At 43.1% G+C, this 19,053-nt stretch carries 17 protein-coding genes and 1 pseudogene; 14 read left to right on the top strand and 4 right to left on the bottom strand.

Annotated elements, in window-relative coordinates:
- Nucleotides 1-926: 926 nt before the first annotated feature.
- From pstS to ACEYW6_RS13790, 11 genes and pseudogenes are all read left to right on the top strand, one after another.
- Nucleotides 927-2,054 (top strand): phosphate ABC transporter substrate-binding protein PstS, encoded by a 1,128-nt coding sequence (pstS, locus tag ACEYW6_RS13840; RefSeq protein WP_412980214.1) that lies wholly within the window; start codon nucleotides 927-929, stop codon nucleotides 2,052-2,054.
- Between the two features lie 412 nt (nucleotides 2,055-2,466).
- Nucleotides 2,467-2,658, top strand: a complete 192-nt coding sequence (locus ACEYW6_RS13835) for a bromodomain-containing protein (protein ID WP_196513862.1) — start codon at nucleotides 2,467-2,469, stop codon at nucleotides 2,656-2,658.
- A 150-nt stretch (nucleotides 2,659-2,808) separates the two neighbouring features.
- Nucleotides 2,809-3,360 carry an alpha/beta hydrolase gene (locus ACEYW6_RS13830; RefSeq protein ID WP_412980213.1) on the top strand — a complete coding sequence of 184 codons (552 nt, stop codon included), beginning with the start codon at nucleotides 2,809-2,811 and terminating at the stop codon, nucleotides 3,358-3,360.
- 167 nt (nucleotides 3,361-3,527) lie between these two features.
- Entirely contained in the window at nucleotides 3,528-4,100 is a 573-nt protein-coding gene (locus tag ACEYW6_RS13825; RefSeq protein ID WP_412980131.1) for an HdeD family acid-resistance protein, read from the top strand.
- A gap of 160 nt (nucleotides 4,101-4,260) precedes the next feature.
- A complete protein-coding gene (locus ACEYW6_RS13820) occupies nucleotides 4,261-6,351 on the top strand; it encodes a glycoside hydrolase family 10 protein (RefSeq protein WP_412980130.1) in 2,091 nt (696 codons plus the stop codon).
- 384 nt (nucleotides 6,352-6,735) lie between these two features.
- Nucleotides 6,736-8,046: an efflux RND transporter periplasmic adaptor subunit gene (locus tag ACEYW6_RS13815; RefSeq protein WP_412980129.1), complete on the top strand. Its 1,311-nt coding sequence runs from the start codon at nucleotides 6,736-6,738 to the stop codon at nucleotides 8,044-8,046.
- A gap of 130 nt (nucleotides 8,047-8,176) precedes the next feature.
- Nucleotides 8,177-8,341, top strand: coding sequence for an SDR family NAD(P)-dependent oxidoreductase (locus ACEYW6_RS13810; protein ID WP_412980128.1), 165 nt, complete (start codon nucleotides 8,177-8,179; stop codon nucleotides 8,339-8,341).
- A pseudogene (locus tag ACEYW6_RS13805) lies at nucleotides 8,274-8,627 on the top strand (SDR family oxidoreductase). The gene ACEYW6_RS13810 and the pseudogene ACEYW6_RS13805 overlap by 68 nt, the downstream one beginning before the upstream one ends.
- A gap of 97 nt (nucleotides 8,628-8,724) precedes the next feature.
- Nucleotides 8,725-9,819, top strand: coding sequence for an alkene reductase (locus tag ACEYW6_RS13800; RefSeq protein ID WP_412980127.1), 1,095 nt, complete (start codon nucleotides 8,725-8,727; stop codon nucleotides 9,817-9,819).
- A 308-nt stretch (nucleotides 9,820-10,127) separates the two neighbouring features.
- Nucleotides 10,128-10,841: a rubrerythrin family protein gene (locus ACEYW6_RS13795; protein ID WP_412980126.1), complete on the top strand. Its 714-nt coding sequence runs from the start codon at nucleotides 10,128-10,130 to the stop codon at nucleotides 10,839-10,841.
- A 96-nt stretch (nucleotides 10,842-10,937) separates the two neighbouring features.
- The gene (locus ACEYW6_RS13790) at nucleotides 10,938-12,140 is read left to right on the top strand and encodes an MFS transporter (RefSeq protein WP_412980125.1); all 1,203 of its coding nucleotides are present in this window, start codon (nucleotides 10,938-10,940) and stop codon (nucleotides 12,138-12,140) included.
- Between the two features lie 67 nt (nucleotides 12,141-12,207).
- Here the strand turns inward: ACEYW6_RS13790 and ACEYW6_RS13785 are convergent, their stop codons facing one another.
- The 3 genes from ACEYW6_RS13785 to ACEYW6_RS13775 form a co-directional block, all read right to left on the bottom strand.
- Nucleotides 12,208-12,453 carry a hypothetical protein gene (locus ACEYW6_RS13785; protein ID WP_412980212.1) on the bottom strand — a complete coding sequence of 82 codons (246 nt, stop codon included), beginning with the start codon at nucleotides 12,451-12,453 and terminating at the stop codon, nucleotides 12,208-12,210.
- Nucleotides 12,454-12,622: 169 nt separating this feature from the next.
- Nucleotides 12,623-12,790, bottom strand: a complete 168-nt coding sequence (locus ACEYW6_RS13780) for a hypothetical protein (RefSeq protein ID WP_196513855.1) — start codon at nucleotides 12,788-12,790, stop codon at nucleotides 12,623-12,625.
- A 166-nt stretch (nucleotides 12,791-12,956) separates the two neighbouring features.
- Complete coding sequence (locus ACEYW6_RS13775; RefSeq protein ID WP_412980124.1) at nucleotides 12,957-13,592, bottom strand: transaldolase family protein; 636 nt, start codon at nucleotides 13,590-13,592, stop codon at nucleotides 12,957-12,959.
- Nucleotides 13,593-13,793: 201 nt separating this feature from the next.
- Here ACEYW6_RS13775 and ACEYW6_RS13770 point away from each other — a divergent pair, with 201 nt between their 5' ends.
- Entirely contained in the window at nucleotides 13,794-16,319 is a 2,526-nt protein-coding gene (locus tag ACEYW6_RS13770; protein WP_412980123.1) for a sigma 54-interacting transcriptional regulator, read from the top strand.
- A 141-nt stretch (nucleotides 16,320-16,460) separates the two neighbouring features.
- Nucleotides 16,461-16,799 carry a hypothetical protein gene (locus ACEYW6_RS13765; RefSeq protein ID WP_196513852.1) on the top strand — a complete coding sequence of 113 codons (339 nt, stop codon included), beginning with the start codon at nucleotides 16,461-16,463 and terminating at the stop codon, nucleotides 16,797-16,799.
- 165 nt (nucleotides 16,800-16,964) lie between these two features.
- On the opposite strand, the gene ACEYW6_RS13760 is transcribed toward ACEYW6_RS13765, so the two are convergent.
- On the bottom strand, nucleotides 16,965-17,834 hold the full coding sequence (locus tag ACEYW6_RS13760; protein ID WP_412980122.1) for an Rpn family recombination-promoting nuclease/putative transposase: 870 nt from the start codon (nucleotides 17,832-17,834) through the stop codon (nucleotides 16,965-16,967).
- Between the two features lie 371 nt (nucleotides 17,835-18,205).
- On the opposite strand from ACEYW6_RS13760, the gene ACEYW6_RS13755 reads away from it, so the two are divergent.
- Nucleotides 18,206-19,053: HEAT repeat domain-containing protein (locus ACEYW6_RS13755; protein ID WP_412980121.1), on the top strand; the 848-nt coding region annotated here is incomplete at its 3' end.

Below are 19,053 nucleotides of genomic sequence, written 5' to 3'. Positions count from 1 at the left end.
TTTCTTTTGTTGGTCGCCAGACTTTAGATGTGCTGAGAACTCGCTTAGGGTTGTCTCAGGTGGAAGCTACTGCAATTGAAGACGAGATTTTGGCGGTTGGTCGCCGGGAGTTTAGAGAAAAGTTACTGCAATATGAACAGGCTATCACTAATGCATTTCAGCAACAAGTAGCTTCTCGCGAAGAGGATATCAATGAACTACGACAAAATCTTCAGCAAATTTTGGGGCTGAGGAATGAGGATACCATGCCAATAGAGGCACGGGTTAAGACAACAATTGAAGCATATAACCAAAAACTGCAATCCTATGAGCAGGCATTAGCTAAAGCAATGCAACGAGAATATCCTCTTAGTCAAGCTACTCAGGAGCGGTTGCAGAAGATGCAACAAGTATGGAAACTCACTGATAAAGATATAGCTTCACTTGAAAATCGCGTTACTGCGGAAAGAGAGACATTTAGACAAAAATTACAGCAGTATGAACAAGTATTTACTAGAGCAACACAGCAGGAATACCCCCTAAGTGTAGTTAAGCGGAATGAACTGCAACAGCACCAGCAAATATTAGGTTTAAAAGATGAAGATATTGCCCCAATAGTAGAAAGAATTACGGCTGAGATTCAAGCCTACCAACAAAAATTGCGGCAATATGAACAAGTACTGCGTCAATTAATTCAATACGAGTATCCCATTAGTGATGAAAATCGCAAAGATTTACAACGGTTTCAGCAAACATTAAACATTACTAATTTAGAAGTTAGTTTGATTGAGGAACGAGTATTTAAAAGCCGCGAAGTTCAACCAAATCAGCAGCCAGTTCAGGAACAAAAAGCTCAGACTATTCCAAATGTAAAATCTATAGCTGTACCTGAACAAGTTCCCAAATCACTAGATGTTTCTATAACTAAGCCGAAAACTTCACAGCAAATACCTTGGAAAGTTGTATCGAGTTTAGCTGGGGCAGCAATTACTGCTGGAATTGTAATCCAGTCCATCTCAAGCGAACCATCAAATTCCTCTTCTGAATCACAAGAGTCCAGCAATAATCCCTCCTTCATACCAACCAAACTAGATCTCGGTGGAAATATCAACTTAAGCGGGGCTGGTGCGTCTTTCCCAGCACCACTGTATGATACATGGTTCACGGATCTAAACAAAAAATATCCAAATCTGCAAGTTAACTATGCCTCAGTTGGTAGCGGTGCTGGAGTTGAGCAATTTATCAAAGGGACTGTAGACTTTGGTGCCAGCGATGTTGCTATGAAGGATGAAGAAATCCAGAAGGTGCCAGCAGATAAGGGCGTTATTTTACTGCCTGTAACAGCTGGTAGCATAGTGTTAGCTTACAACTTGCCCGATGTTCCAGAACTAAAGCTACCACGAGCCGTTTACGCTCATATTCTACTAGGCAAAATCAAGTTTTGGAATGATCCCCAAATTGCCAAGGCTAACCCAGGTGTAAACCTTCCTAACCAGCCAATCACAGTTGTTTATCGTTCTGATGGTAGCGGAACAACAGGTGTGTTTACCAAACATCTCAGCGCTATTAGTCCAGAGTGGAAGGCTAAAGTTGGTGAAGGCAAAACTGTCAATTGGTCTGTGGGAGTTGGTGCGAAAGGGAATGAAGGTGTTACAGCCCAAATCCAACAAACACAAGGTTCTATTGGTTATGTCGAGTACGGCTATGGCAAACAAAATAGTCTCAAGCTTGCTGCTTTAGAAAACAAAGGCGGTAAGTTTATTGTACCTAGTGAGGAGTCAGCCTCTAGAACTCTGGCATCAACAGATCTACCGCCTGATCTCCGCGTCTTCATTTCTGATCCAGAAGGGGCTGATTCCTATCCTATCGTTGCTTACACCTGGATTTTGGCTTACAAGAAATATCCCAATGCGGGAAAAGCTAAGGCAGTCGAAGCTGCGATCGAATACGTCTTAACCGATGGTCAAAAGCAGGCTGCTGCACTAGGGTATGTTCCTCTACCCCAAAACGTCATTACAAAGGTGGCTGCTGCTGCCGATCAAATCAGTCCAGAGTATAAAATTAGTATAAAATAATCATTTTCTTGGTAGTAAAAATATAATTTTTGAGAAAAATAGAAAATAAAATCAATTCTGCTTCTTAGAATATCAGGTTAGTTATTATTTCAAAACCAGGAAGTAACTAACCTACAATCGGAGTACTATCTGTATAAAGTTAATTTAACTTAAGTTATAATACTTGCGATCGCCACTCCTGGCTACCTTTAAATTAGGAGTAATTATCGCTTTATAAACTCTCTTTTATAATTTATCATCAGCATGCTAATCTATCAAGCCCTGCCCAATAGAGTATTGTTACCCAAAGTTTATGTTAAATTTGTACCTTCTGAATGAGCCTCTTCAACCTATAGCAGGAGTATCATCTTCCATTAAGCACCTACGATGAAGAACTAGGTAATCAAATCGCAGTATATCTGCCTTTCAAATTATGGATTGGAAGTACAGGTGGAAAAATGGCTATAAACCAAGCCGAGATGAAGCGGCAAAAAACCGTCATTTGTTAGATGAAAGTCAGTTCGATAACGAGCAAGACCGAAAGCTAGCTGAAGAATCCGCAAGGAAGCATTTGGGAATACCTGCACCAACCTTAGACGAAGATCAGTCAATACTACCTCATTAGCTTCTTCTAATGAACAAGCTTGATAACGCCATTTCCAAAAAAGATTTTTGCAACAAATAAACTGCCTATAGGGGCGTACAAAAGATGTACACCCCTAATTATGTATCTCTAGCACTATGTACACTCCGCACCATTAGAAAGTTCGACAAAATGCAGATTACTCAATTTTTCAATCGATTAAACAATAACAAATTCACTAAGTTACTCACTCAAACAGTAGCTTTAGGTGTAGGTGCTGTTGTTCTCCTATCAAGTACTAATGCTGATGCTGCCGAGCAAGTGGTTTTAAAGTATGGTACTTTTCAAGGGCAAATATCTGTTCAAGAATTAACTCAGTTTACAGAAACTGGCAAGACTACCCCGACGTTAAGAGCTTATTTACAGGCGGCGCAACAAGACCCCGCATTAGCTCGTAAGGCACTGAAAGCCTCGATAAAAGCCGATCCTGCCTTTTTAAATAGCTTACTCTCTAGCTGGGCTGGGCCAGTTTTGGTTGACCAAATTGGTGAGGTAGTTCACCCTCCCGCAGGACAACTAGATCAGCAGGGGCTACGAAGCGCTTTAAGTGAATCTATTAAACAAAATGGTGAAGTTACACTACTTGGAGCCATTCAAAATTATCCAAATGCTTCTGTTGAACTTGAAGGAGATCGTCTCATCCCTGTTTATGAACGCCTAAGCAATCTTGCAAAACTCTTATAAAGGTTATGTCATCAGATGATTGGTTTAGTGTCTCAATTGTGGTGAATTTTAGTCACGATCGCAATGAAGTTAATACTGATGAGTCTATCTTAGGGTTCATACTCTGTTACTTAGAAATTCCCTAATCTAAAAGTAGAGTTTAGTCTAAAAATAGGGAAAAGATTTGTATGACAACCGATGTTTCTAGAGATATTAAGAAGGATGTTAATGGATCACTGATCAGTGGTGTTCTCCTAAGTATTTTAGGGGTTATTGCGATCGCAGCGCCTAATCTCTCAACCATATTCGCCGAAACTTGGATTGCGGTGATTTTGATTTTCGCCGGATTTACAAAACTAGTTTATGCCACTCAAACCCGCCACCAAGGAGCTTTTATTTGGAAACTTCTATTGAGCGGACTCTATATAGCAACCGGCATCATGCTGTTTGTTTATCCTTTTACAGGTGTGCTCACACTAACTCTGTTGCTTGGTAGCTTTTTGCTGGCTGAAGGTACATTCGAATTAATTCTGGCATTCCGGTTACGCCCCCAAGAGAACTGGACGTGGATACTAGGTGATGGGATTATTACGCTGGTCTTAGGCGCAATGATTTGGTTCCAGTGGCCCTTCAATGCGCCCTGGCTTCTTGGGACACTAGTTGGTGTCAGTATTGTTTTCACTGGCATTTCACGGGTGATGATGTCGTTGAATGCACGTTCTACCTCGAATCCTCCTGACCAAACTGCAAATGCTATTTAGTAGATTGGGCATGGGGAGTAGGGAATAGGAAAAACAATTACTAATGCCCCATCCCAAACTTCAATAGTCAAAGTTTACAAGAGATTGCAGCAGCGATCGCTCTGATATTGCTAAATTAACTAAGGAAATCAAAATCCAGGCCAGTTAGCTGCAATCAACAATGGTATCTATTGCTACTCCCTTCTCGGATATTCAAAACCATTGGGCACGCTTATTTATTACAGCCTTAGCCCAACGTGGTATTGTCAGTGGGTTGCCGAATGGCACCTATCGCCCCGATAACTCACTCACCCGCGCTGAATTTGCCGCCATCATCGCCAAGGCATTTCCGACAGTTTCCAAGAAGCGGCAGTATGTGCCCTTTGTTGATGTACCCACTAATTATTGGGCAGCAGCCGCCATTCAAACAGCTTACGAAAAAGCATTTATTAGTGGATTTCCTGATAAAACTTTTCGTTCCGCTAACCGAATTACTCGGGTGGAAGTTTTAGTTTCTTTGGTAGCAGGTTTAGAAATTGCCACCAAGGTAAAACCTGACCTCCTCTCACAACTCCCACAAATTTATCAAGATTCTGTTCAGATTCCTGGGTATGGTAGAAATCAGGTAGCTATTGCCACCAGTGCTGGATTGGTGGTTAGTTCCCCAAATGTGAAATTACTCAATCCTAATCTCGCAGCCACCCGTGCAGATGTGGCAGTGATTATTTATCAAGCTTTGGTGTATTTAGGTGAGGCAGAAAAAATTGCTTCTAGTTATCTAGTGCAGCCGCCAATACCAACGCCGATACCCACACCAACGCCAACACCAATACCAACGCCAACACCCATACCAATACCAACGCCGACACCCACACCTGTTGGTAGCGTTAAGGTAAATCATAGCCGGGAATTTCGGGGGGCATGGGTAGCATCTGTGTGGTATAGCAATTGGCCTTCCAAGGCGGGACTTTCTGTTGCCCAACAAAAAGCTGAACTTAGCGAAATTATTAGTAAACTACAAGCGCTAAACTTCAATGCCCTCATCTTCCAGGTGCGACCGGAGGGAGACGCTTTATATGAATCTCAATTAGAGCCTTGGAGTGCTTGGATTACCGGAACTCAGGGGAAAGCACCAGAACCATTTTATGATCCTTTAGCGTTTGCGATCGCAGAATGTCATAAGCGCAATATTGAACTTCATGCTTGGTTTAACCCCTACCGCGCCAGCACTTCCACCAACCCAGCCAAAACAGTCCGTCCCCACATAGCAGCTACCAATCCAGAAAGCGTTTATTTGTGGAAAACTCAACGCTGGATGGATCCAGGACTGAAAATAGTTCAGGATAGAGCTTACAACGTAATTCTTGATGTAGTGAAGCGCTACGATGTTGATGGCATTCACTTAGATGATTATTTTTATCCATATCCCATAGAGGGACAACCTTTCCCCGATGACAAAACCTACGCTGCATATAAAGCAGCTGGTGGTACACTCAGCCTTGGCGACTGGCGACGGGATAATGTTAACAGAATGGTACAGCGCCTCTGGCAGGGAATTAAAGCAACTAAACCTGACGTTAAATTTGGTATTAGTCCCTTTGGGATTTATCGTCCCGGACAACCCACTGGTATTACTGGGTTAGATGCTTACAACGTGCTGTATGCTGACGCGAAGAAATGGTTAGAAGAAGGCTGGATTGATTATATCGCGCCTCAACTTTACTGGCGCACAGACCAACCACAACAAAGTTATTCGGCGTTGCTACAGTGGTGGACACAGGTAAATACAAAGCAAAGACACGTTTACGCTGGTAACAATTTGACAGAACCAAGCAACAAGAGTCGCGAGAGTGATGAGATTGAAAAGCAGGTGAAAATTAGTCGTAGTCAGGCTGGACGGTTGTCACTGGGGAATATCTTCTTTAATGTCGGTGTTTTGACGGAAAATAGTCAGGGTATTGCTGATAAATTCCAAAGTCTGCTTTATAACAAACCTGCTCTACCTCCAACTTTGTCTTGGCAGGATACAACACCGCCCCCTCCACCCATTGGACTACAAGTCAATAACCGCAAACTGAGTTGGCAGCCAGGTGATAATCAGCCAGTTCGTTCTTGGACACTTTATCGATTAAGTGGCGATACTTGGACAATTCAGCGAATTTTGTCTGCTGGCACAACCTTCGCTACTGTCCAACAAGCGGGAACCTATGCCGTATGTGCGGTGGATAGATTGGCGAATGAAAGTGTGGGAACAGTTATTACAGTTAGTTGACAAAAGTGCGTTCTATAAGTATGGTCGCGATCGCTGCGGCGGGCAATGTGTGTGTAGGCGCAGCCGGTCGTAGACATCGCACTTAATACTGAACCAGTTAGGGCCACAGCTTTTGCTGATTGCTGGCTTGTGTGCAAGTCTATTTGCATAGTTTACGCATAGTCATATTCATCCTTTTTTTTGATGAAGAACTAAGATTTCCATAGGTTTTAAGGAGCGGATTCACCTTTCGGTAGATTTAGACAGAATTATTAAAACAGTATATTTGGATGAGATAACACATAATTTGCCACAAAACCTCATGCCAAATCAGTAATTTCTATATCAACAGATGAAATTTTGATTTAATTCTAGTTAATTTGTTCCTTAAGTTCCTCACAAGCCATGACATCCCCTGAGCCTCAAACTGATTTTGGAGACAAAGCTCCACAAACCTCATTTGAGCCACCTTCTGGAAAACGGCGGTGGCTTTGGTTGTTTTTAGCAGCACTACTATTGTTAGGGGGCGGAGCAACTCTAGTTTGGCGCTTGCTCACTCCGCAAAATTCAGCACCTCCAACTGCTAATACTCAACCTCAAGGGGTAAGAGTCAAAATATCGACAGTACAAAGCGGCATAATTGAGGAAAGTTCAGATTTTATTGCTAGCCTAAAGTCCCAGCGCTCAGTCACGCTCCAGCCGAGGATTCAGGGCCAAATTACTCAGATATTTGTGAAATCGGGCGATCCAGTCGCTGAAGGAGCAGCAATTCTCCAAGTAGATCCTACGCGACAAACAGGTGCTAGTGGAAGCAATTCTGTGCCTCCAGCATTTTTAATGCAACTGGCAAATGCCCGCGCTACACTCAAATCTCTGGAAGCAGAACGATCATCCTATGTTGCAAATGTGCAATTGTATCAGCAGAATTACGAAAAGTTTGTCACTTTAGCTGAACAAGGAGCCGTATCTCGACAAACTAGCAATCAGTTCGCTAATAGGCTCGCCAATGCTAAGACTAGTCTTGATGCAATTGATTCCAGGATTCAAGCACAACGAGCCAACATATTGCAGGCTGAAAAAACCTTACAGCAAGCTAATGTAAATATTCAAACACAACAGCCCCAGTCCGATAAAATTACTGCTCCCTTTAGTGGCACAGTTGGCAACATCGCTCTGAAAGTCGGTGATTTAGTTAATACATCCACACAATTAGTTAATATCACGCAAAATCGTCCTTTAGAAGTGAATATCTCTGTGCCATTACAGCAAGGGCCGCAATTGCGTAAGGGAATGCCAGTGGAGGTTATGAACACACAAGGTCAAAAGCTAGGTAGAAGTAGGGTCTTTTTCATTGCACCTAGCGCCAGTAATGAAACACAAGGGATACTGATCAAAGCACTTTTTGATAACCCTAATGGGCAGCTACGTGCAGATCAATTGGTAAGGGCTAGAGTGTTCTGGAATCAGCGCCCCGGAATTTTAATCCCCACAACAGCCATGACTCGTGTAGGTGGGGACACTTTTGTTTATGTAGTTGAAACAGAAACGTCTCCCCAAGGTGTATCTCAACAAGTAGCTCGGCAAAAGCGAGTGAAGCTAGGCGAGATCAAAGACAATAATTACCAAGTTATTGACGGATTACAGCCAGAAGATAAAGTTATTATTTCAGGGTTACTCAATCTTAGGGATGGTGTTGCGATCGTTCCAGAATCTTAATTAAGGGGAGTGAGGAACAGAGAGGCAGGGAAGAAATAACTAATAACAGCGATCGCTAAATTTAACCTTGGTGCAGTACTTTAACAGCAGATAATCACTTTGGTGAACCAAAATAAAACCAGATTAATCTATGGCATCAATAGCTGGGAAAGTTGCAATTATCACTGGTGCATCGCGGGGAATTGGACGAGCCATCGCACTCAAGTTAGCTGGTAACGGCGCAACACATGTCAGAAGGGGGACGAATTATCAACTTTTCCTCCTCAACTACGGCGATGATGCTGCCAACTTATAGTGCCTATGTAGCAACCAAGGGTGCTGTTGAACAAATCACGCGGGTACTAGCTAAAGAATTGGGTGCAAAAGCGATCGCAGTTAATGTTATTTCTCCTGGCCCCACCGATACAGAACTGTTTCGAGAAGGCAAAACACAAGAACAGATAGACCGTTTAGCCCAAATGGCTGCCTTTGGCAAACTTGGAGATGTGTAAGAAATCGCCGACGTAGTACCATTTCTTGCTAGCGACGAAGCCAGGTGGATCACCGGGCAAAACATCCGCGTAAACGGTGGAATCGCGTGAGGCGATCAAAGCTCTCCTCATAAAAGCGATATTCCCCGTTTCAAAACCTCAGCCGATAATGTGCAACGCCGTTAATCTACCAATAGAAATTTCAGCCATGAATTCCAATATCAATCTTTTCACCCCAGTTCAGCTTGGCCCTTACGCCTTACCAAACCGGATCGTAATGGCACCGATGACGCGTTTACGCGCAATTGCAAGCATCCCAAACTCGCTCATGGCAACTTACTACGCCCAACGCGCTAGTGCTGGGCTGGTCGTTACCGAATGTACAATGGTTTCACCTTTAAGCTTAGGATACATCAACTGCCCAGGTATTTACTCAGAAGAACAAGTGGCAGGATGGCAGTTGACAACTAATGCAGTACATGAACAAGGGGGCAGAATTTTTTTGCAACTTTGGCATTCTGGGAGAGTTTCTCACTCGGCTTTACTTGGTGGAGAATTGCCAGTTGCTCCTAGTGCGATCGCAGGAGTTGGCTCACTCCATACACCCATAGGTAAAGTATCATTGGAAACTCCCCGTGCTTTAGAAACCCAAGAAATTTCTGAGATTGTCGAGCAATTTGGCAAAGGCGCAGAAAATGCCCTGGCGGCTGGATTTGATGGGATTGAACTTCATGGTGCATTTGGCTATTTAATCGACCAATTCCTCCAAGATGGCTCGAACCAGCGCACAGATGAGTATGGCGGTTCCATAGAAAAGCGTAGCCGATTCCTCTTAGAAGTTGTGGAAGCAGTCGCTAGCGTTTGGGGTGCCAACCGTGTTGGTATCAAGCTTTCACCAAGTAACACTTTCTACGGAATGCATGACTCTAACCCTCAAGAAACTTTTAGTTATGTCATCAAAGCTCTTAATCCCTTTGGACTTGCCTATCTTCACCTGATGGAACCGAACGAAGTCGATTTAGCAACCCGCGAAGTCATGAACCCTGTTACACCTTACTTCCGCCAAATATTCCAAGGTACTTTGATTACCAATGGTGGCTACGATCGCCCAACAGGAGATAGTATTCTTGCCAGCAGCAACGCAGATTTAGTTTCTTTTGGCAAGTTATTTCTTGCTAATCCTGACTTACCAAAACGCTTAGAACTGAACGCACATTTGAACACCCCAGAGCCAAAGACATTTTATGCACCTGACGCAACAGGATACACCGATTACCCATTTTTAGAACTTCAGACCACTTGAAAGAATCACAATTACAGCAAAATTCAGAATTCAGGAGTAAAACACGCTTTATACCTGGGTAACAGACTTAGCTTGTGTACCTCACAAAGTTTAAATCTGCTGTATCTCTAAATCAAAAGTAGAATTTGTCATCTGTAAAACTTTTCGGTTTTATAATTGTCCAAGAGCAGCTAACAAAACGGATTGCTAAATATGGGCTGAAAAAGTTTGTATAAATCATTTATAACTTATACAAATAACGGCTCGTGTATCCGGTTGTAAAGTCTGTATTCTCACGCTAAATATCACTTTGCAGGCATCCAAAAATTATGGATTTATCAAACTTTACTACCCTTCAAAACTTAGAAGCTGCTTTCGGTGGTGAATCGATGGCAAATCGCAAGTATCTGTTTTTTGCTGAGGTAGCACGTCAACTTGGTTTTACAGACTTGGCGAAACTTTTTAAAGAAACAGCAGATCAAGAAACCGAACACGCTTTTGCACATTTTAAGTTGCTTCATCCAGAACTTGTGGTAGAAGATTCGGCTGCTTTAAATGATGAACAAAAGCGGGAAATTGTATCTCGCTGCTTATCTTTGGCAATTGAAGGAGAGACTTACGAATATACCACAATGTATCCAGAGTTTGCCGCAGACGCTCAACGCGATCGCGACAATCCTGCGGCTGAAGAATTTCTTAAACAAGTTAAAGAATCTACCGATCATGCCAACACATTTCAGGAAGCTGCACACCGTTTTGGCTTGTTAAAATTCATCGAAAATTACCACGCAGATCGCTACGCTGAAGCCTTAGAAGTATTAAATGGAGGACAAACAGCAACCAGAGTTGCAGGTGAAGATCCTACAACTCGGAAATGGATTTGTAGACAATGCAGTATGATTTACGATCCAGTCGCTGGCGATCCTGATTCGGGAATTGCACCGGGTACACCTTTTGAAGAAATTCCCGATGACTGGGAATGTCCAATTTGCGGTGCTAGCAAAAAAACCTTTAAACCATTTGAGGAAAAAGTTGCAGCTTAAGACGACAATCAAGTAGGCACTCTTTTTTAGCACATCAACGCGAAGCGTCTTCAGAGATGCTTCGCGTTTTTGATTATTTATACACAAGGTAGGATCATGAATTCACCAGAAGATAACAGTCAATTTGAACGACAGAGGCCAATTTATCTAGAGTTAAATTTCCAGATTATTTGTGCAGTTGCATTGATTGCTGTTATCGGAGTTTCTAGCGTGACTCCGGCTTTTCCCAAGTTAGCCAAAGACTTAAATATCAATCCTAAAAATTTGGGTTTATTGATTACAGCATTTACATTACCATCTTTGATTTTAGGGCCAATTATTGGTATTTTTGCCGATAGATGGGGTAGAAAGAGAATTATCGTTCCTTCACTGTTTTTATTTGGCATAGCTGGTACAGCTTGCGCCTTTGCCCGCGATTTTAATTTATTGCTATGGTTGCGTTTGCTGCAAGGAATTGGTGCTGCTTCTTTGCTTTCTTTGAGTATCACCTTAATCGGCGATTTATACACAGGAGACAGACGGATTACGGCAATGGGTTACAATGCAAGTATCAGCAGCGTTGGCACATCAAGTTATCCAATAATCGGTGGCGCATTAGCAACAATGGGCTGGTATTATCCCTTCATGCTGCCCATATTAGCGATTCCTCTAGGGTTACTGGTGTTGTTTGCACTCAAGAATCCAGAACCAAAAGGCGAACGCAATCTCAAAGAGTATTTAAGCAATGCAGTAAAAGTTCTCAAAAATCGTCAGCTATTTGGACTTTTTATTGCCAGTGCGGCTAACTTTGTTTTCCTGTATGGCGCTTACGTTACCTATTTACCACAGCTCATGAACGATACCTTCAAAGCGCCGCCCACCATTATTGGATTGCTACTTTCTAGTGTTTCCGTGGCAATTACTATCACATCTTCCCAGTTAGGCAGATTGGCTAGAAGGTTTCCTGCCACAAATTTGATTAGTGCATCTTATATTTTTTATGCTTTAGCTATGTTAATTATTCCCTTTGTGCAAAATATCTGGTTACTATTAATCCCCAGCACAATTTTTGGGATTGGGCTTGGTATGGGTTTTCCTAGTATCCAAACACTTTTAGCAGATTTAGCACCAAGAGAATATTTAGCGACAATTATATCGGTAAACGGGACATTCTTTGGGTTAGGGCAAACATTAGGGCCGTTGTTGATGGGCTATGCCTTTGGTTTTGGCGGAATTAGTAGCGTGTTTTATGCGGCGACTGGTTTTGCGATTCTGATATTTTTTGTGTTTAGGTATTGCACTTGTGTGAAAGGAGTTTAACCCTTTCCTCCTAAAATTCGCTCATTAGATTATGGCGGTTCTCATTTGCATAACAATACAAAAAACTTTATCCCATCCTATTGGATATTTCTGTGTGATTGGGCGAGGTTTTTAGATAAGGCAAGGTACAAGAAAGGGGAAGTTTGTTTTTGCTAGTCGAAACAATGGCATTGTCGGTCGAAACAATCGCATTGTTAGTCGATACAATGGCATTGTCGGTCGATACAATCGCATTGTCGGTCGATACAATGGCATTGTCAGTCGATACAATGGCATTGTTAGTCGAAACAATGGCATTGTCAGCCGAAACAATGGCATTGTTAGTCGATACAATGGCATTGTTAGTCGATACAATGGCATTGTCGGTCGATACAATCGCATATTGAACAAATACGTTCAGGAAGTGAGAGTATTTTCAATACGACGGTCGGGGATGAGCCACATAACTGCAACCAGAACGTATAGAAGCGATCGCAAAATATTTAATTCTCACTCGTCAATTTCTGGCGCAATCCCCGAATAGCAGCGCTAGTATTACGCTCATAGGCAATTTTTAAACACTCTGTGACTACCTCTGACACATTTATGTTGGGAAAATAACGGCTACTGGTTTCAACAGTGTAGCGATCGCCTTGCAACCTGTAAATCACAAGCTGAATATTTAAATATCAACTGCTGCGGCTGAAAAATACAGCAGCGACAATAATTAAACCTAAAAGTACTAGAGGAACCCAGAGATTAGGGATATCTGACAAACTCATATTTAATTACGAATTACGAATTACGAATTACGAATTACGAATTACGAATTACGAATTATCTTAAGCCGATGCCTCCTTTAGCGAATTCTTCAACAGTTTTCTGTGAGAATTCGTGAGTTGCGATCGCTTGCAACATTGCCAATGGTAAAGTCAAATGATCCGCCCCGGCTTGCAATGAGGCGGCTGCTTCTTCGGGAGATTTGATACTAGCTGCCAAAATTTGCGTATCACTGCCTTTGAGGACGCTAGCCATATCTCGCACTAAGGCAATGCCATCACCTAACAACCGCGTAGCTCGATTTACATAAGCTATAGCAATTTTAGCTCCTGCTTCCCGTGCCACTGCTGCCTGTGCTGCACTGTAAATTGCTGTCACCGAACAGGTAATTTCTGGTGATAGACTCGCCACCACTTCAAAACCCAACGGTGTTGCGGGAATCTTTAAAATTGTTTGTGAACCAATAATCTCGAAAGCCTTTCTACCTTCAGCTAGCATTCCGACTTTATCAGATGCCACAAGTTGATAGTATAACGGGCCAGAAGTCAAGGCAAGCAATTTTTTGAGCGTGGTTTCTGGTGGCGTATCGCTTTGAGCCAACAGCGTGGGATTTGTGGTAATGCCTTTCACCCATCCCCAAAGCTTAACAACTTCAGCTTCAGATGCGATCGCTGAGTCTAGATAAATTGCCATAATTTGTCCCCGATCAATTCTCAGATATTAATTTATAACAGCCGCACACAGATATTTTGACATTCCTTTCAGAGGATAATTTCTTTGATAGCGGTTATTGTTTGGATGTAATACCCAATAGAGGCACATAACTGTGCGCCCCTACTGTATTCCGCCAAATTGAAAACAGTTATACATAACAGCCTACACGGAGAAATTAATATGACATCTCCAGAAACGGTTATATGGCTACAAGAACGCACCAGTTTAGGAATTCTCTCGCCTGGGGTGTTAAATGCGATCGCACAAGTCATGGAAGAACAAGTAGTGAGTGCCGAAACTGACTTAGTTAGCGAAGGCACTCCACCAGAAGCACTTTATATTCTTGTAGAAGGTCAACTCGAAAGCAATAGCACCAATCAAACCAACCCAGCCTTAGCTTGTGGATTCCTCCCCGGTGCAGTGATTGAACTCAAAGAATTGCTGTTGGATGAATTAACTCCATTCACAATTACTACGGTAACAGAATGTCATTTGTGGGTTGTGCCTGGTGATAAATTTCGTGAATTAGCCACCCAATACCCAGAAATTGCTCAGGCTTTTTCGCGTCAATTGGCTCAAGAATTAGCTCAGGCTACATCTGCACTTGGCTATGAACAAGAACGTTCCGTAGCTTTACGACCATATTTAGTTACCAAAGCCCAACGCGGAATTGTCGGTACAAGTCGCTATGCTGTAAGGCTGCGCGAGCAAATTCGAGAAGCGGCGGCTGACCGAAAATCAGTGGATATTTTTGGAGAACCAGGGTTAGAAAAAGACAATATAGCAGCCCTCATCCACTTTGGTTCTCCAAAACGACGAGAACCAATTATTAAAGTAAATTGCGGTATTCTGCAAACTAGCGGTGCAGATTTATTCGGTCGTGCTGGCGGTAAACCAGGACTGTTGGAATGGCTGGGAGAAGGTACTTTAGTTCTCAACAATATCCAAGAATTGCCACAAGAATTATTACCTTCCGTGACGCAGTTGCTTAAAACTGGCACATATACCCCCGTCGCTCGTTCAGGAGAACCAGCACCTGAACCTCGTCCCAGTAAAGCCAGAATTTTGATTGTTTCCGAAAAAACCCAGCCGACAATTGAACGCTGTATCGGTCACATTATTAAAGTACCACCGCTACGGGTGCGGAAAGCTGATATTCAGGCACAGGTTGAATATTATACTAGTCTCTATATTCGATCTAGAGGCGTTCCGAAACCGCACATCACCCCAGAAGCTTTGCGTCGCCTCCAGTCTTATGATTTTCCTGGCAATCTCAAGGAATTAAAAAATCTGGTTGAAAGAGCGATTGTGCAAGCGGAGGGTGCTAATGAATTAACAGAAGAAATTTTCTGGCCAGCCGAAGCCAAGAAAAAACGATTTCGGGTGAATCTGTTAAATGCCTATCCTCGTTTGCGGCGGTTTTTACGTAGTCCTTGGTGGCCCGATCGCATTAACTATGGTTTTACTGCAACGGCTTTTGCGATTATAGTTGCGGTGTTATTTATTGGGCCACAAACTCGCGATCGCAATTTCGTATTAAATTTATTTTGGGCTTGGTGGTGGCCTTTCTTCTTATTTCTCTTTCCCTTTTTGGGGCGTATCTGGTGTTCTGTTTGTCCCTTCATGATTTATGGGGAAATTACCCAAAAGTTATCTCTCTGGCTGTGGCCTCGACAACTTAAACGCTGGCCGAGACAGCAAGCTGAGAAATGGGGCGGATGGTTCATGTTTGGTTTGTTCTCCCTAATTTTCTTATGGGAAGAACTCTGGCATTTAGAAAATACCGCCTACCTCAGTGCTTGTTTGCTACTGTTAATTACTGCTGGGGCAATGATTTTCTCTGCCCTTTTTGAGCGGCGGTTTTGGTGTCGTTATCTCTGTCCCATCGGCGGGATGAATGGTTTATTTGCCAAACTCTCAATGACGGAACTCCGGGCACAGCAAGGTATTTGTTCTGCCAGTTGCACCACGTATCAGTGCTATAAAGGTGGGCCACAAAAGGGCGAAGGGATGGAAACGAATGGATGTCCTTTATACTCCCACCCAGCGCAGTTAGAAGATAACAGAGATTGCGTACTGTGTATGACTTGCCTAAAAGCCTGTCCCCATCGTTCCGTTGAGTTCAACTTGCGTCCCCCTGGTATTGAACTGTGGACAACTCATGTACCCCGCACCTATGAAGTAGCATTATTGTTTTTGCTGTTGGGTGGGATATATCTGCATCGCTTGCCAGAATTGCAATCTTGGCTGGGGTTACAACTGGATTTAACTCAGTTTTGGCAGCACTTGGGATTATCGCTGCTAGTGTTAATTGTCCCAGCGATTTTTACCTTTGGGGCTTATGGCTTGCTCCAAGTGTTCAACTTTAACCGTAAGTCGCGATCGTTTGTAGAACTTGCCTATGGCTACCTACCATTAGTTTTGGGGGGAAACTTGGCTCACTATCTGCGTTTGGGCTTAGGCGAAGGCGGGCGGATTTTACCAGTTACCTTTGCTACTCTTGGTCTGAGTGGAGAACAATTACCAATATTGGTTGCTCACCCAGCTGTGATTGCCTTTTTGCAAGGTGCAACGATAATTTTAGCAGTGTTGCTGACTATATTATTAACGCAAAAGATTGCAAAGCAACCAGTGCAATCGCTCCTTTGGCAACACCTAGCAGCTATTGGGTTGGGAGTTAGTATGTGGGCAATTATTGTATTTTAAGCTTCACATTTTCTACCAGGCGGTTTCTAATCGCCTGGGCTAGGTGCAAAATGTGATTTAAAAACATTCTTCCCTACGAACGTGATACAAAATACTCATATGATTTATGATTTTTCCCTCATAGTGTAAGGATTACAGATAATGCACGTTCTAAAAAGATCCATCAAACCAGCAACTTATATATCGTTCCTCCACATTTACCAAACTACTTGGGGGACTGCGGGTGATATTTGTTTAATCCGTGAATCTGTAGCTAATGACAGTACAGCGAAGTTTATCGGGCACAAAATCGAACTAGCAATTCCAAGAGGGTTGGAGCGCGATCGCATCGCCAACTGTCCAATAATTAAAGTTGCAGGTAATGTCGGCGACGGACATCCCAAAGAACACCCTTTGGAATGGGAAGCTTATGAGGGTGTAAATGAAGAAATAGCTTTAGCGGCTTTGAAACCTTGGGGCTTCAAGTTAATTAAGCTTTAATGCGGCGACTTGATCAGCTCAACTTGCTTTCGTTCTTCTGAAACTATTTTTTCCCTAACGCCATCAGGCATTGGCTCAAATGGAAAAATTCATCTAATAGACATAGGAGTGAAATTAATTATGCGTTGCCCAAAATCCTTGGTAGGCATAATTCATAAATTGTACCTACGTTATTTTCACTCCTACGTCTAATGTACCAAACCAGGTTTCTAAATCCGCGATCGCCTGAAAATCCAACAATGCTTCACCGAGATTTTCTAATTGTTCTAAAGAGAGAGTTTCAATCCGGTCTAGCATCTCTTGGGGTAATTCTCCCACCCGTCGAGTAAGCTGACGGAGAATTAGCAATTGCCCTTCTGCCTTTCGTCCTTCTTCCCGTCCGCGTTGTTCGCCGCGTTGTTCACCTTCAGCGAGAATTTCTTGATAAATCACTGACTCGCGCATCATACCCTCCCGAAATAATTGTCGAATCAATTCTTGATTGTATTTTAACCCCGCTAAGATTTGGGTGTAAGCGGAAATTTCTGGTCGTTGTCTTGGCTCAAGTTGATTAACTTTTCCCACAACTTGTTGCAACAAAGCTTGGGGTTGCGTGGTTGCCGCCAGTGGTGCTAATGGTAACAAAGCGGGATCATTGAGGAATGGTTCAGGATTTTCTTCCCATAAGCGAATCACGCGATATTCATGACGGGTAGTTTCGACACAGAAGACAGTTTCAATTACTGTTCCCGGTGCAGGGGGAAGCAATAGTACGACAACTTGCGTTATTGGTAGACGATACAAACGATACAAGCGTACCCAGTAATCTAGCATCCGCAGGGGTAGGGGTGGCGTAGATTCTAGTTTGGTTTGAAATTCCAGGTGGAGAATGCGTCCTTGTAGCTGTAGGAATGTGACGTAATCAGCACGAATCGGTTCGATACTCAATTCGGTTTTGAGGACTTTGACGGAAGTTTGCGGTGTTCCTAATACCCAACTGGCAAAGGTAGCAGGATGTTTTTCGGACAGGAGTTTGCACAGGTTATCAAAGGACATTGACGATCGCTAACAATTGAACGAGGTATTGTTATTATCTCGTGCAGTGGTTTGAGTAGGCGATGTCTACGATGGTCACTGAGCGGAGTCGAACCATGTCGCAGAGCGTCTTGTAGAGAAGTGCGGGCTACGCCTACGCACCATCACTTAGGCAAGCTCAGTATTGTACTCTGAGCGTATCTTTTGAAATTCCTGTAGTATTTACATTAATATTCCATTTCTAGCTAGGTTGAGTTATCAGACGATAAAAAGATAACTGTATCGGTTCCTGATTTACTAGTAGAAACCTAACTCCCTTCTCTTTCCCTACCAAGGAAAAGGCAGAAAGAGCCTTTATATCTAAATAAAATTACGAATTACGAATTATACAAATGTATCTGCACATAATTAAAAAGCGATCGTCGCCCTTTTTCCTTTTTCCTTTTATCCTGCTGTTGACTCTCCTCCTCGCCCTGCCTTGGGTGAGTGCGAAAGAACAGCCCAACCCGACACCACAAGCGTGGCAGATTAACGGTATCGTTGCTGCCCTTGATGATGGATATGACGAAGTAAAGAAACTCGCTTTTAGAAAATTCAATGAATATGATCTAAAAAATTTAAAATTGGTGGTTCAGAAACCAGAGGATATTGCTCAGAAAGTTTTCAATATCCTCAAGGATAAAACCGTTGACCCCTCTGTTCGTTCCGGTGCAGCATCGGCATTGGGAAATCTGGGGGAGGCAGCTAAACCCTACGTCAAATATATCGCTGACATCTTCAAGGATAAAACCGTTGACAAAGATGTTCGTTCCGGTGCAGCATCGGCATTGGGAAATCTGGAGGAGGCTGCCAAACCCTACGTCAAAGACATCGCTGACATCCTCAAGGATAAAACCGTTGACCCCTCTGTTCGTTACGGTGCAGCAGTGGCATTGGGAAATCTGGGGGAGGCAGCCAAACCCTACGTCAAAGACATCCTTGACTTCCTCAAGGATAAAACCGTTGACTCAGATGTTCGTTACCGTCCAGCAGTGGCATTGGGAAATCTGGGGGAGGCTGCCAAATCCTACGTCAAAGACATCGCTAACATCCTCAAGGATAAAACCGTTGACAAAGATGTTCGTTTTGGTGCAGCATCGGCATTGGGAAATCTGGGGGAGGCTGCCAAACCCTACGTCAAAGACATCGCTGACATCCTCAAGGATAAAACCGTTGACCCCTCTGTTCGTTACGGTGCAGC

The organism is Nostoc sp. UIC 10607, from assembly GCF_047228265.1.
Classification (GTDB): Bacteria; Cyanobacteriota; Cyanobacteriia; order Cyanobacteriales; family Nostocaceae; genus Nostoc; species Nostoc foliaceum_A.
Note: the sequence above shows the minus strand (reverse complement) of the source record. Positions and strands in the feature narration are given on the sequence as shown.

Bases quoted from the DNA above. Each gene is read 5' to 3' on its own strand.
- ACEYW6_RS13835 (WP_196513862.1), top strand. From the start codon at position 2,467: ATGGATTGGAAGTACAGGTGGAAAAATGGCTATAAACCAAGCCGAGAT.
- ACEYW6_RS13830 (WP_412980213.1), top strand. From the start codon at position 2,809: ATGCAGATTACTCAATTTTTCAATCGATTAAACAATAACAAATTCACT.
- ACEYW6_RS13825 (WP_412980131.1), top strand. From the start codon at position 3,528: ATGACAACCGATGTTTCTAGAGATATTAAGAAGGATGTTAATGGATCA.
- ACEYW6_RS13820 (WP_412980130.1), top strand. From the start codon at position 4,261: ATGGTATCTATTGCTACTCCCTTCTCGGATATTCAAAACCATTGGGCA.
- ACEYW6_RS13815 (WP_412980129.1), top strand. From the start codon at position 6,736: ATGACATCCCCTGAGCCTCAAACTGATTTTGGAGACAAAGCTCCACAA.
- ACEYW6_RS13810 (WP_412980128.1), top strand. From the start codon at position 8,177: ATGGCATCAATAGCTGGGAAAGTTGCAATTATCACTGGTGCATCGCGG.
- ACEYW6_RS13800 (WP_412980127.1), top strand. From the start codon at position 8,725: ATGAATTCCAATATCAATCTTTTCACCCCAGTTCAGCTTGGCCCTTAC.
- ACEYW6_RS13795 (WP_412980126.1), top strand. From the start codon at position 10,128: ATGGATTTATCAAACTTTACTACCCTTCAAAACTTAGAAGCTGCTTTC.
- ACEYW6_RS13790 (WP_412980125.1), top strand. From the start codon at position 10,938: ATGAATTCACCAGAAGATAACAGTCAATTTGAACGACAGAGGCCAATT.
- ACEYW6_RS13775 (WP_412980124.1), bottom strand. From the start codon at position 13,592: ATGGCAATTTATCTAGACTCAGCGATCGCATCTGAAGCTGAAGTTGTT.
- ACEYW6_RS13770 (WP_412980123.1), top strand. From the start codon at position 13,794: ATGACATCTCCAGAAACGGTTATATGGCTACAAGAACGCACCAGTTTA.
- ACEYW6_RS13765 (WP_196513852.1), top strand. From the start codon at position 16,461: ATGCACGTTCTAAAAAGATCCATCAAACCAGCAACTTATATATCGTTC.
- ACEYW6_RS13760 (WP_412980122.1), bottom strand. From the start codon at position 17,834: ATGTCCTTTGATAACCTGTGCAAACTCCTGTCCGAAAAACATCCTGCT.